This window comes from Pseudomonas sp. DW-iso3 (assembly GCF_058725305.1).
The window spans coordinates 407,168-420,552 of the sequence record NZ_JBZXDZ010000006.1; the positions used below are offsets into that span (position 1 = coordinate 407,168).

The following is a 13,385-nucleotide window of genomic DNA, read 5'->3' on the forward strand; positions in this document are numbered from 1 at the left end:
AAACTCCGCCGCCATGAATAGAACTCTCTACAGCTGTCTGTTTTACCTGGCGCTGCCCTTGGTGGCTTTACGTCTGTGGCTGCGCGCGCGCAAGGCGCCGGCCTATGCCAAGCGCGTCGGCGAGCGCTTCTCCTATGGCTTGCCGGTGATGCAGCCGGGCGGGATCTGGGTGCATGCCGTGTCGGTGGGCGAGAGCATTGCCGCCGCGCCCATGGTGCGCGGGTTGCTGGCGCGTTATCCGACGCTGCCGATCACCGTCACGAGTATGACGCCCACCGGGTCCGAGCGCATCCAGGCGTTGTTCGCCAACGAGCCGCGCATCCAGCATTGCTACTTGCCGTATGACTTGCCGTGCGCCGCCAAACGTTTCCTCGATCGCGTGCAGCCGAAACTGGCAGTGATCATGGAAACCGAGCTGTGGCCCAACCATATCCACGCCTGCGCCCAGCGAGGGATTCCAGTGGCGTTGGCGAATGCACGGTTGTCGGCGCGCTCGGCCAAGGGCTACGCACGCTTTGCCAAACTGACGGCGCCGATGCTGTCGCAGATGAGCCTCTTCGCTGTGCAGACGCAGACCGAAGCCCAGCGCTTCCTGAGCCTCGGTGCTCGCCCGGAAACCGTCGAAGTCACCGGCTCGATCAAGTTCGACCTGACCATCGACCCCGAACTGCCGGCGCGGGCCGCTGCGTTACGCGCGCAATGGGGCGCCAGCGAGCGCCCGGTGTGGATCGCCGCGAGCACCCATGAAGGTGAAGATGACGTGGTGCTGGCGGCGCATCGACAACTGCTCGACAGCTATCCCAATGCGCTGCTGATTCTGGTGCCGCGTCACCAGGAGCGCTTCGGGCCGATGTTCGAACTGTGTCAGCAACAAGGCTTTGCCACGGTGCGCCGTTCCAGCGGCGACGCGGTCACCGCGCAAACCGCGGTACTGCTCGGCGACACCATGGGTGAATTGCTGTTTCTGTATGCCCTCGCCGACAGCGCTTTTGTCGGCGGCAGCCTGGTGGCGACGGGCGGGCATAACCCACTGGAACCGGCGGCCTTGGCATTGCCGGTGATCATGGGGCCGCACGTGTTCAACTTCCTCGAAATCACGGCGATGATGCGCGAAGCGGGAGCGCTGCGCGAGGTGGATGACGCCGAAGGATTGGCCGAGGCCGTGCGCCAGTTGTTCGAATTGCCGCAGGATGCCCGCAAGATGGCGCAGGCTGGCCTCAAGGTGATGCAGGCCAACCAGGGCGCGCTCAAGCGCCTGCTGGACGGTTTGGACAAACTGCTTACCCGCTGACACCACCAATCAACTGTGGGAGCGGGCTTGCTCGCGAATGCGGTGTATCAGTACCAGATGCACTGGCTGACACACCGCATTCGCGAGCAAGCCCGCTCCCACATTGGTTATACGCTGTGTTTAATAGCCGGGACGGGCCTTGAGTTGTTCGGCGGCGGCCTTGGCCAGGTCCGGCGGCAGGAAGTCGCGGTCCGGGTTGTAGTCAGCCTTGAGGTAGCGCGCCAGGTCCTGCAAGTCGCCTGGGTTCAAGGTGCCCGCGGCTTGTTTCAGGCGCAGGTTGTCGAGGATGTAGTCGTAGCGGCTGTTGTTGTAGTTGCGCACCGACGCGTAGAGCTGGCGCTGTGAGTCCAGCACATCGACGATGTTGCGCGTACCCACCTGGTAGCCGATTTCCGTGGCTTCTACTGCGCTCTGGTTGGAGATGATCGACTGGCGGCGCGCCTGCACCTGCTCCACATCGGTGTTCACCGCACGGTGCAGGTTGCGGGTGTTTTCCACCACCTGGCGGCGCAGGCCTTCGCGCTGCTGCTCGGTCTGGCCCAGGCGCGAGTAGGATTCACGCACTTGCGAGCTGGTCAGCCCGCCGCTGTAGATCGGGATGCTCAGGCGCAGGCCGATGGTGCGTTGTTCCACATCGCCACGGTACGGCGTGCCGAAAGCATTCGGGTTGCTGAAGCCCAGGGCGTCGTTGTCACCTTTTTCGTATTGCGCCACGGCGTCCAGGGTCGGTGCATGCCCGGCCTTGCGCTGCTTGAGGGTTTCTTCGGCGGCGGTGACGGCGTAGTTGCTGGCGAGCAGGTTCAGGTTCTGGCGGCCGGCGGTTTCGACCCAGGCCTTGGCGTCGTTCGGCAGCGGCGGCAACACTGGCAGCGTGTGGACAATGCCCTGGATCGAGTTGTACTGACGGTTGGTCAAGGTGATCAATGCTTCGAACGCGTCTTCCACCTGGCGTTGGGCCAGGATGCGGTTGGCGCGGGCGGTGTCGTAGCTGGCCTGGGATTGAAGGACATCGGTCTTGTCCGACAGGCCGACGTCAAAGCGTTCGTTGGACTGGTCCAGCTGGCGTTTGAACGCATTTTCTTCGGCCTTGGTCGAGGCCAGGTTGTCCTGGGCACGCAGCACGGCGAAATAGTTTTCGGCGCTTTGCAGGATCAGGTTCTGTTCGGTGGCCGACAGTTGCAGCGCAGCCTGCTCGTTGGTGGCCTCGGCCGCCTGCAGTTGGAACCAGCGGTCGGCGCGGAACAGGGGCTGGCTCAAGGTGGCGCGCCAGGAGTGCGCGTCGCGGTTGGCGGTGGCGGCGGGCGTGTCGATCTGGGTGCGCACGTTATTGATATCGGCACCACCGGTCAGGTTCGGTAGCAGCCCGGCGCGGGCCTGGGGCACCACTTCTTTTTGCGCGCCGTATTGGGCACGGGCAGCGGCAAGGTCGGCGTTGTTGTCCACGGCTTCCTGGTAGACGCTGACCAAGTCGGTGTTGGCGGACAAGGGCGCTTCAGCTGCCCAGACCATTCCGTTGGTCGCACAAGACACGGCGAGAGCCAGTGAAAGTTTGCGCAGCATGAGGCGATCCCTAGTTTAAATATTACGGTGATAATTTAGCGCCCAAGGCTAAGGCGGGCCATTCCTGGCGTCAAGCATTGTGGCGGCAACCGAGTGTAGTGGTGCTGACTCGGCGCAACAATCCCGCAATCACGCCATTCATCACGCTGAATGCACCGCTATTGGCAATTTGCCCGCGGCATGGTCTAGACTGGCCGCGTTCTTGTCGGGGTGCCTTGTTGGAAGGCTGAGATCGGTAAATACCGGATCCCGTTGAACCTGATCAGGTTAGCGCCTGCGTAGGGAACAAGATTTCTCGTCACCCGGCGAGTCCTCTTGTGCTTCGTCCGGGATGCTGTTCATTTATTGAGCAGCCCTCGTGCACAGAGCACAGCACTGGTTTCAGTGCGTTCATCCGTCCCAGGTTCGCTCCGACAAAAATCCACCGCCTGGATAGTTGGAGAGCCCGTGATGAGCACAGAAATAAAAAGTACAAAACTGAAAAACACCGTGCACCTGAGTGAATCGGCCAAGGTCGACTCCGGCTCCGTGCAGCCGTTTACCCGCTCGCAAAAAATCTACGTGCAGGGCACTCGCCCGGACATCCGCGTGCCAATGCGCGAAATCAGCCTGGACGTGACCCCCACCGATTTCGGCGGTGAAATCAACGCGCCGGTTACCGTGTACGACACTTCCGGCCCCTACACTGACCCGAATGTGATCATCGACGTGCGCAAAGGCCTGGCCGATGTGCGCTCGCCGTGGATCGAAGTACGCAACGACACCGAACGCCTGCCGGGCCTCAGTTCGCACTTCGGTCAACAGCGTCTGAGCGATGCCGAACTGACCGCGCTGCGCTTCGCCCACGTGAAGAACCCGCGTCGCGCCAAGGCCGGCGCCAACGTTACGCAGATGCACTACGCACGCAAAGGCATCATCACCGCCGAGATGGAATACGTCGCCATCCGCGAAAATATGAAGCTGGAAGAAGCCCGCGCCACCGGCTTGCTCGACCAGCAGCATGCCGGCCATAGCTTCGGTGCCAGCGTGCCGAAAATCATCACCCCCGAATTCGTGCGCGAAGAAATCGCTCGCGGCCGCGCGATCATCCCGGCCAACATCAACCACACCGAACTGGAACCGATGATCATCGGCCGTAACTTCCTGGTGAAGATCAACGGCAACATCGGCAACAGCGCCCTGGGGTCGTCCATCGAAGAAGAAGTGGCGAAACTTACGTGGGGCATTCGCTGGGGTTCGGACACGGTGATGGACTTGTCCACCGGCAAGCACATCCATGAAACCCGCGAGTGGATCATCCGCAACTCGCCAGTGCCGATCGGCACCGTGCCGATCTACCAGGCCCTGGAAAAAGTCGGCGGCGCCGCCGAAGACCTGACCTGGGAGCTGTTCCGTGACACCCTGATCGAACAGGCCGAGCAGGGCGTCGACTACTTCACCATCCATGCCGGCGTGCTGCTGCGCTACGTGCCGCTGACCGCCAAGCGTGTGACCGGCATCGTTTCTCGTGGCGGTTCGATCATGGCCAAGTGGTGCCTGGCGCACCACAAAGAGAACTTCACCTACACGCATTTCGACGAAATCTGCGAAATCATGAAGGCCTACGACGTCAGTTTCTCCCTTGGCGATGGCCTGCGTCCCGGTTCGATTGCCGACGCCAACGACGCCGCGCAGTTCGGCGAGCTGGAAACCCTGGGCGAGCTGACCAAGACCGCCTGGAAGCACGACGTGCAAACCATGATCGAAGGCCCCGGCCACGTGCCGATGCAGTTGATCAAGGAGAACATGGACAAGCAGCTGGAGTGCTGCGACGAAGCGCCGTTCTACACCCTCGGCCCGCTGACCACCGACATTGCGCCGGGCTATGACCACATCACCTCCGGTATCGGCGCGGCGATGATCGGCTGGTTCGGTTGCGCCATGCTTTGCTACGTCACGCCCAAGGAACACTTGGGCTTGCCGAACAAGGATGATGTGAAGACCGGGATCATCACCTACAAGATCGCCGCCCACGCGGCGGACCTCGCCAAAGGCCATCCGGGTGCACAGATCCGCGATAACGCCTTGAGCAAGGCGCGTTTCGAGTTCCGCTGGGAAGACCAGTTCAACCTTGGCCTGGACCCGGACACCGCGCGCTCGTATCACGACGAAACCCTGCCGAAGGACTCGGCCAAGGTCGCGCATTTCTGCTCGATGTGCGGGCCGAAGTTCTGCTCGATGAAGATCACCCAGGAAGTGCGTGAATACGCGGCCAACCAGCGCATTGAGGCGGTGGACGTGGATGTGGCCAAAGGCTTGGCCGAGCAGGCGCAGCGGTTCAAGCAGGAAGGGAGTCAGCTGTACAAAAAGGTCTGATCCGAGGCGGCGGTGCCTGCACCGCCGTCATCGCGGGCAAGCCCGGCTCCCACAGTTGATCGCGTTGTACACAGCTTTTGTGTCCACAGCCGTTCCCTTGTGGGAGCCGGGCTTGCCCGCGATAGCGATCTCCAAAACAACACAGTGTCCCTCAGAGATAACACCCTTGAGCATTCAACCCAGCACTTACTCCCCGGACATTGCAGTGTCCGCTGACAAACGCGTCTTCGGCGCCCGCGACCTGTTCTCCCTCTGGTTCTCCCTCGGCATCGGCTTGATGGTCCTGCAAACCGGCGCATTGCTCGCGCCAGGCTTGGGCCTGTCCGGTTCGTTGCTGGCGATTTTCCTCGGCACCCTGGTGGGTGTCCTGCTGCTGGCCGCTGTCGGAGTAATCGGCAGCGACACCGGCCTGTCCGCCATGGCCGCGCTCAAGCTGAGCCTGGGGGCGAAGGGCGCGAGCCTGCCGGCGTTGCTCAATTTGCTGCAGCTGATCGGCTGGGGCTCGTTCGAAATCATCGTGATGCGCGACGCGGCCAGCCTGTTGGGTACGCGGGCGTTCAGTGAAGGCAGCCTATTGGCCAGCCCATTGCTGTGGACCCTATTCTTCGGCGGTCTGGCGACGCTGCTGGCGGTCAGTGGTCCGCTGACCTTCGTGCGCCAGATCTTGCGCAAATGGGGCATCTGGTTGTTGCTTGCCGCCTGCCTGTGGCTCACCTGGAACCTGTTCGCCAAAGCCGACCTCGCCACACTCTGGGCCAAGGCGGGTGACGGTTCGATGCCGTTCGCGGTGGGTTTTGATATCGCCATCGCCATGCCGCTGTCGTGGCTGCCGCTGATCGCCGATTACTCGCGTTTCGGCAAGCGCGCCCACAGCGTGTTCGGTGGCACGGCGCTGGGGTTCTTTATCGGTAATTTCTGGCTGATGAGCCTGGGCGTGGCCTACACCCTGGCGTTCGCACCGAGCGGCGAAGTCAACGCGCTGTTGCTGGCGTTGGCTGGGGCCGGCCTGGGGATTCCGCTTCTATTGATTCTGTTGGACGAATCGGAAAACGCCTTCGCCGATATTCACTCGGCGGCGGTATCCAGCGGGATGTTGCTGCGTTTGAAGGTTGAGCATCTGGCGTTGGCCATCGGCGTGATCTGCACGCTTATCGCCTGTTTTGCACCGTTGGCGCAGTACCAGAACTTCCTGTTGTTGATCGGCTCGGTATTCGCGCCGCTGTTTGGGGTGGTGTTGGTGGATCATTTCATCCTGCGCCGTCGTAGCGGGGGTGCAGTAGCCAACTTGCGCTGGCCGGCGCTACTGGCCTGGCTGGGCGGTATCGCCACTTACCATCTGCTGGCCCATCTGTATCCGGACATCGGTGCAACCCTGCCGGCGCTGGTGCTGGCAGGGCTGTTGCAACTCATCCTGGGCCGGGTCTTCAGCGGCGCGCGGGCACCAGCTCAGGCTTGAGGATGCCCTCCAGGCGCGAGTACGGAATCTGCAACTCGACGTGGCCCAGGGCATACGGTGCGATGGTGGTGGTGGGGTACTTGAGGATCACGCCGCCATAAGTCAGCGCCACGTTCGGGGTTTTCTGGAAGGGGTAGGTTTTCACATACTCCGGCTCCAGGCTCAGGCGGGTGCTGATCAGCCAGCTGTTGTGAGCCACCTGGGCGGCTTTCCAGAACGCCTCTTCCTTGCCGGGCAACAGCATGTCGGTCAGGGTCAGGGCCTTTTGCTGCTGGCGCGAATAGTTGATGAATGCACGGCCCGGTTCGCCGTGGGTGGCACCTTGGTCCAGGTAGCTGGATAACTCGATGATCACCAAGCCGTCATGCTGTTCACGTACCTTGGCCTGCAGGTACATGCTGTTGCGTGGGGCGGCCGTTTTCAGGAATTGCTCGCGGTAGGTCTCAAGACTGGTCGGCAGCGGGTCGTTCGGGCTGGTGCGGGTCATTTCCAGCAGGCGCTGTTCGATCAGTGCATCCAGCTTCGGCTCCTTGGCAAAGTGCACGGTGTCGATATTCACCAGTGGGCAGTCGGCGCTGGCGCAGCCTGGCTTGCTCTGCTCGGTGGCGTCGCGGGTGGCGTCCAGCGGGGTTTTGTAACTCGGCTGGAACAGGCTTTGGCAGGCACCGAGGGTCAATGCGATGCAGGCCACGGAGGCGATTTTTAAAAGCGACATGGATGTCCTTCGTCTAGCGATAAGAGCGAAATTTGTGGAGCTTCGACTACCGGCAGGGCAGTCAGTTCGCCACTAAGCTGATTAGAGTGAGTTTGACGCCCGCCGTCTATCCCGGCAACTGGAAAGGGGCTGCATCCAGAGGCATGAGCGCGTTAGGATGGCGCCAATTGCGCAGGCTCAACGAGGAAGGGATATGACGGACATCGCAAAATCGACGCCGAGCACTATCGAAATTGTTCAGCGCGACAATGCCTACCAGGGCTTCTACAAGCTTGATCGCGTGCAACTGCGCCACGAGAAGTTCGATGGCGGCATGAGCCGGGTGATCAATCGCGAAGTCTTCGTTCGTCACGATGCCGTGTGCGTGCTGCCCTACGATCCGAAGCGCGATACGGTGGTACTGATCGAGCAGTTCCGCGTAGGCGCCATGGGTCGGACCGACAACCCGTGGCTGGTGGAAATGGTCGCCGGCCTGATCGACAAGGATGAAGCGCCGGAGGAGGTTGCACACCGCGAAGCCGAGGAGGAAGCTGGGCTGACATTCTCGGCGCTGTGGCCGATCACCCAGTATTTCCCGTCGCCCGGCGGCAGTACCGAATTTGTCCACTTGTACCTGGGCCGTTGCGACAGCTCGGGCGCGGGGGGCGTCCATGGATTGGAAGAAGAAGCTGAAGATATCCGCGTCACCGTATGGGCCTTCGAAGATGCCCTGCAAGCGGTGCGCGACGGCAAAATTTCCAATGCAGCCAGCATTATCGCCCTGCAATGGCTTGCGCTTAATCGCGCGGAAGTGAGGGGGTTATGGCAGTAAAGGCACGGGAACGTTATCGAGTCGACCTGATCGGGTTGCAAGCGGCCTGCGAGGCCAACTATGCGCGGCTGATGCGCCTGCTGCCCGACATGCGCCATGCCCCCGAGGCGCGGCGCATCGGCGTGACCCATGGCGATCAAATGCTTGGCGTGCTGGCACTGGAAGTCATCGTCAATTGCCCGTACACCACCACCCTGCGCGTGCGCCAGGAGCACAGCCTGCCATGGTTGCCGGTGCCGCAACTGGAAGTGCAGGTGTACCACGACGCGCGCATGGCCGAAGTGATCAGCGCCGAACATGCGCGGCGCTTTCGCAGCATCTATCCTTACCCCAACGTGTTCATGCACCAGCCCGATGAGAAAGCACAGCTCAATGTGTTCCTCGGTGAATGGTTGAGCCACTGCCTGGCCCTGGGCCACGAGTTCGAAGTTGTGCGGTAGATGTGAACTGCATCTGCTTCCTAAGGTTTCCTCTTGTGTCCTGCCCCAGCATAATCACGCCACACGTCCATTCCTGTGATTGCCTTGGGAGAGCGCCTTGCCGAGCGTATCCACTGTGAGCCCCGATGCGCCTGCATTGCTGGTGCAATTGTCCGACAGCCACTTGTTTGCCGAGGCCGACGGTACGCTGTTGGGCATGAACACCCGCGACAGCCTGCAAGGCGTCATCGAATTGGTGCGCGCGCAGCAGCGGCGTATTGATTTGGTGTTGGCGACGGGGGACCTGTCCCAGGACGGCACACTGGAGTCGTACCAGCAATTTCGAGACATGACCCGGCAGATCGACGCCCCGGCGCGTTGGATTCCCGGCAATCACGACGAGCCGCAGATCATGGCCCACGCCGCCGTGCACAGCGATCTCTTGGAGCCGGTGGTCGATATCGGTCACTGGCGCGTCACCCTGCTGGACTCCGCTGTCCCCGGTTCGGTGCCGGGCTACCTGCAAGACCAGCAACTGCAGCGGCTCGCCCAGGCCCTGAGCGAAGCGCCGAATCGTCATCATCTGGTGTGCTTCCACCATCATCCGGTGCCCATCGGTTGTGCCTGGATGGAGCCCATCGGTTTGCGCAATCCCGATGCGTTGTTTGCCGTGCTCGACCGTTTCCCGCAGGTCCGGGCGGTGCTCTGGGGCCATGTGCACCAGGAAATCGACCGCGAGCGCAACGGCGTGCGGCTGCTGGCATCGCCCTCCACCTGCATCCAGTTCGCGCCGGGCAGTGAAGATTTCAAGGTCAGCGAGCAAGCGCCGGGTTACCGCTGGCTGCGCTTGCATGCCGACGGACGGTTGGAAACTGGGGTGGAGCGGCTTCAAAATTTTGCATTTACCGTGGATTACGGCAGCAACGGCTATTAATAGCTGTAAACGCTGATCAACATGTGGGAGCGGGCTTGCTCGCGAATGCAGTGTTCCAGTCACCGGCGGTATTGGCTGACACACTGCCTTCGCGAGCAAACCCGCTCCCACATTGGATCTTCAGTGTATTGGGGATAGAGGGACTCACACACCACCCCGATCCCTGTAAACTGCGCCTCTTTGGCTGAGTCACGGAGAGCCTGGCATGTCTGCCTCGATCCTGTATATCCACGGTTTCAACAGTGCGCCTGTGTCCAACAAGGCCAGCCAGTTGATCACCGTGATGGGCGCCATCGGCCTGGCCGACCAATTACGCGTGCCGGCCCTGCATCACCATCCCCGTCAGGCGATTGCACAGTTGGAAGCGGCGATCGCTGAACTGGGGCGGCCACTGCTGGTCGGCAGCTCACTCGGCGGCTACTATGCAACCCATCTTGCCGAACGCCATGGCCTCAAGGCGCTGTTGGTGAATCCGGCGGTCAGCCCCCATCGGATGTTCGATGGTTACCTGGGCACCCAGAAGAACCTCTACACCGATGAAACCTGGGAACTGACCCACGATCACGTCACGGCGCTGGCCGAGCTGGAAGTACCGGCGCCCCAGGACGCCGCGCGGTATCAGGTGTGGTTGCAGACCGGGGATGAAACCCTGGATTATCGCCTCGCCCAGCAGTACTACCGGGCCTGTGCCTTACGCATCCAGGCCGGCGGCGACCACGGTTACCAGGGGTTCGCCCGGCAATTGCCGGCGATGTTGAGCTTTGCGGGCATTGGCGCAGATCAGTATCAATCCTTCGATTTTTCTTCACTGTAAAAATCGCAGGTCACTTTTTAATCGAACGACTCACGACGAGACCCCATGGCCACTCCCAGCGCTAGCTCTTATAACGCCGACGCCATCGAAGTCCTCTCGGGCCTCGACCCGGTGCGCAAACGCCCCGGCATGTACACTGACACCAGTCGGCCGAACCACCTTGCCCAGGAAGTCATCGACAACAGCGTCGACGAAGCCTTGGCCGGTCACGCCAAGTCGGTGCATGTCATTCTCCACGCTGACCACTCCCTGGAAGTGTCCGACGATGGTCGCGGCATGCCGGTGGACATCCACCCCGAAGAGGGGGTGCCGGGCGTCGAGCTGATCCTCACCAAACTGCATGCCGGCGGTAAGTTCTCCAACAAGAACTACCAGTTCTCCGGCGGCCTGCACGGCGTGGGCATTTCCGTGGTCAACGCCTTGTCCACGCTGGTGCGGGTCAAGGTCAAGCGCGACGGTAACGAGTACCAGATGACCTTCGCCGATGGCTACAAAGCCACCGACCTGGAAGTGATTGGCACCGTTGGCAAGCGCAACACCGGCACCAGCGTGTACTTCGCGCCGGATCCGAAATACTTCGATTCGCCGAAATTCTCCATCAGCCGCCTCAAGCATGTGCTCAAGGCCAAGGCTGTATTGTGCCCAGGCCTAGTGGTGACCTTTGAAGACAAAGGCACCGGCGAGAAGGTCGAGTGGCACTACGAAGACGGCCTGCGTTCGTACCTGGAAGATTCCGTCAGCGACTTCGAGCGTCTGCCCAACGAGCCGTTCTGCGGCAGCCTGGCCGGTAATAAAGAAGCCGTGGACTGGGCGTTGCTGTGGCTGCCGGAAGGTGGCGACAGCGTGCAGGAAAGCTACGTCAACCTGATCCCGACGGCCCAGGGCGGCACCCACGTCAACGGCTTGCGTCAAGGCTTGCTGGATGCCATGCGCGAATTCTGCGAGTACCGCAACCTGTTGCCGCGCGGCGTGAAGCTGGCGCCGGAAGACGTGTGGGAGCGCATCGCGTTCGTGCTGTCGATGAAAATGCAGGAGCCGCAGTTCTCCGGTCAGACCAAGGAGCGCCTGTCGTCCCGCGAGGCGGCGGCGTTTGTCTCCGGCGTGGTCAAGGACGCGTTCAGCCTGTGGCTCAACGAGCACCCTGAACTGGGCCTGGCCCTGGCCGAGCTGGCGATCAACAACGCCGGCCGTCGCTTGAAGGCGAGCAAAAAGGTCGAGCGCAAGCGCATCACCCAGGGCCCGGCGTTGCCCGGCAAGCTGGCCGATTGCGCCGGGCAAGACCCGATGCGCTCCGAGCTGTTCCTGGTGGAAGGTGACTCCGCCGGCGGTTCCGCCAAGCAGGCACGGGACAAGGAGTTCCAGGCGATCCTGCCGTTGCGCGGCAAGATCCTCAACACCTGGGAAGTCGATGGCAGCGAAGTCCTGGCCAGCCAGGAGGTGCACAACATCGCCGTGGCCATTGGTGTGGACCCAGGCGCGGCGGACATGAGCCAACTGCGCTACGGCAAGATCTGCATTCTCGCCGACGCCGACTCCGACGGTCTGCACATCGCCACGCTGCTGTGCGCACTGTTCGTGCAGCACTTCCGCCCGTTGGTCGAGGCTGGCCACGTCTACGTCGCCATGCCGCCGTTGTACCGGATCGACCTGGGCAAGGAAATCTATTACGCCCTGGACGAAGCCGAGCGTGACGGCATCCTCGACCGCCTGGTGGCCGAGAAGAAGCGTGGCAAGCCACAGGTCACGCGATTCAAAGGGCTGGGTGAAATGAACCCGCCGCAGCTGCGCGAAACCACCATGGACCCGAACACCCGGCGCCTGGTGCAGTTGACGCTGGGCGACGACTTCGCCGCCACCTCGGAAATGATGGACATGTTGCTGGCGAAGAAACGCGCGCCGGATCGCAAGTCGTGGCTGGAATCCAAAGGCAACCTGGCCGAGGTTCTGGGCTGATGCGCACAGGTTTCGCCCTGGCGATCCTGATGTTGAGCGGGCTTGCGGCTACCCAGGTGGCTGCCGCGCCCGTGGCTGAGCTGAAACTGGTGTCCGAACACCCGGTGGACGGCATGCGCGGTGGCAACCTGTCGGGTCTGGCGCTGTGTGGCAAAGAGTTATGGACGGTTTCCGATCGCGATGACGACCAGATCTATCGACTTGATACCCGCGCAGCGGTGTGGAAAGCCGAGAAGTACGGGATCGTTGTGCCGCCAGTGCCTGAGTCAGGGTTGCCCTGGGGGTTGCGCTCGCGAACCAAGGCCGCGTCGTTCATTCGCGGTGGCGACCTGGATTTTGAAGGCATCAGCTGCGATGCCGAGGGAAATCGCTACATTGTCAGTGAAGCCCATGCGGCGGTGCTGAGAGTGCCGTTTTCCGGCGAACAGGGTGATACCGAGTGGTTGAAGATCGCCCCAGGCATGGTGCGTGAAGCGCGTGCAAGTGGCATGTTGCTGCATTTCAATGCCTTGTTTGAGGGCTTGGCAATAAGCCCGGACGGCAATCAGATCTGGCTGGCGGCCGAGCGTGAGCGACGTGGCTTGATCTCGATCAAGCGTGGGCAGAGCGTTTGGGATTGTGAGGGCGCCTGCGTGTTGCTGAGCGAGGCCGGCAAGGACGTGCAGCCAGCCAAGTTCACCAATGCCAAGGCGGTATCCAAGGATTTCGCCGACCTGGCGCTGTTCAACGGCAAACTGTTTACCCTGGAGCGCAATGCGTTCCAGATTTGCCGACGCGATCCCGCCACGGCCAAGGTCGAGCTGTGCTGGTCGTTTGCCGACGAGACCCTGGCGCCCGAGCGGCGCTACGCCCAGCCTTATGGCTTGGCCGAAGCCCTGTTGATCGACGCGGAGGGGGCCTGGCTTGGCATCGACAATAATTTCGGCCCCCGCGCCGATGGTGAAAAACGCCCCATGGTCTATCGTTTCGCCGCCCCTGCCGGTGGCTGGAGCGCCCGCCCATGAGCCCCTGTTTTTTTGAATTGACCCGGTGCAGCGGCAGTTCCGCTGCGCCTTATCCGACAATGATGAGGCCCGC

Annotated in this window: 11 protein-coding genes and 1 riboswitch; of the genes, 9 read left to right on the forward strand and 2 right to left on the reverse strand. The window is 61.9% G+C overall.

What is annotated here, in order from left to right; genetic code table 11:
* The first annotated feature begins 13 nt into the window (after window positions 1-13).
* Window positions 14-1,291 (forward strand): lipid IV(A) 3-deoxy-D-manno-octulosonic acid transferase, encoded by a 1,278-nt coding sequence (waaA, locus tag AC4PS7_RS19735; protein ID WP_042571382.1) that lies wholly within the window; start codon window positions 14-16, stop codon window positions 1,289-1,291.
* A gap of 120 nt (window positions 1,292-1,411) precedes the next feature.
* Here the strand turns inward: waaA and AC4PS7_RS19740 are convergent, their stop codons facing one another.
* Complete coding sequence (locus tag AC4PS7_RS19740) at window positions 1,412-2,851, reverse strand: TolC family outer membrane protein (RefSeq protein WP_010213649.1); 1,440 nt, start codon at window positions 2,849-2,851, stop codon at window positions 1,412-1,414.
* Between the two features lie 196 nt (window positions 2,852-3,047).
* Window positions 3,048-3,153: riboswitch (TPP riboswitch) on the forward strand.
* 148 nt (window positions 3,154-3,301) lie between these two features.
* Between AC4PS7_RS19740 and thiC the strand changes: the two genes are divergently transcribed.
* Both thiC and cytX read left to right on the forward strand, forming a co-directional pair.
* The gene (gene thiC / locus AC4PS7_RS19745; RefSeq protein ID WP_010213648.1) at window positions 3,302-5,206 is read left to right on the forward strand and encodes a phosphomethylpyrimidine synthase ThiC; all 1,905 of its coding nucleotides are present in this window, start codon (window positions 3,302-3,304) and stop codon (window positions 5,204-5,206) included.
* 166 nt (window positions 5,207-5,372) lie between these two features.
* On the forward strand, window positions 5,373-6,662 hold the full coding sequence (gene cytX, locus AC4PS7_RS19750) for a putative hydroxymethylpyrimidine transporter CytX (RefSeq protein ID WP_198729723.1): 1,290 nt from the start codon (window positions 5,373-5,375) through the stop codon (window positions 6,660-6,662).
* Here cytX and AC4PS7_RS19755 read toward each other — a convergent pair.
* Window positions 6,631-7,377 (reverse strand): RsiV family protein, encoded by a 747-nt coding sequence (locus AC4PS7_RS19755; protein WP_042571384.1) that lies wholly within the window; start codon window positions 7,375-7,377, stop codon window positions 6,631-6,633. The two genes, cytX and AC4PS7_RS19755, sit on opposite strands and share 32 nt — an antisense overlap.
* Window positions 7,378-7,570: 193 nt before the next feature.
* On the opposite strand from AC4PS7_RS19755, the gene AC4PS7_RS19760 reads away from it, so the two are divergent.
* The 6 genes from AC4PS7_RS19760 (at window position 7,571) to AC4PS7_RS19785 (ending at window position 13,312) form a co-directional block, all read left to right on the forward strand.
* Window positions 7,571-8,188 (forward strand): NUDIX domain-containing protein, encoded by a 618-nt coding sequence (locus AC4PS7_RS19760; protein WP_010213645.1) that lies wholly within the window; start codon window positions 7,571-7,573, stop codon window positions 8,186-8,188.
* The gene (locus AC4PS7_RS19765; RefSeq protein WP_003171323.1) at window positions 8,179-8,628 is read left to right on the forward strand and encodes a DUF1249 domain-containing protein; all 450 of its coding nucleotides are present in this window, start codon (window positions 8,179-8,181) and stop codon (window positions 8,626-8,628) included. The genes AC4PS7_RS19760 and AC4PS7_RS19765 overlap by 10 nt, the downstream gene beginning before the upstream one ends.
* A gap of 97 nt (window positions 8,629-8,725) precedes the next feature.
* Window positions 8,726-9,541 carry a 3',5'-cyclic-AMP phosphodiesterase gene (cpdA, locus tag AC4PS7_RS19770; protein WP_069672804.1) on the forward strand — a complete coding sequence of 272 codons (816 nt, stop codon included), beginning with the start codon at window positions 8,726-8,728 and terminating at the stop codon, window positions 9,539-9,541.
* A gap of 205 nt (window positions 9,542-9,746) precedes the next feature.
* Window positions 9,747-10,355: a YqiA/YcfP family alpha/beta fold hydrolase gene (locus AC4PS7_RS19775; protein ID WP_010213640.1), complete on the forward strand. Its 609-nt coding sequence runs from the start codon at window positions 9,747-9,749 to the stop codon at window positions 10,353-10,355.
* Window positions 10,356-10,400: 45 nt separating this feature from the next.
* Window positions 10,401-12,308 (forward strand): DNA topoisomerase IV subunit B, encoded by a 1,908-nt coding sequence (gene parE, locus AC4PS7_RS19780; protein WP_010213638.1) that lies wholly within the window; start codon window positions 10,401-10,403, stop codon window positions 12,306-12,308.
* On the forward strand, window positions 12,308-13,312 hold the full coding sequence (locus AC4PS7_RS19785; RefSeq protein ID WP_010213636.1) for an esterase-like activity of phytase family protein: 1,005 nt from the start codon (window positions 12,308-12,310) through the stop codon (window positions 13,310-13,312). Before parE ends, AC4PS7_RS19785 begins: the two co-directional genes overlap by 1 nt.
* Window positions 13,313-13,385: the final 73 nt, after the last annotated feature.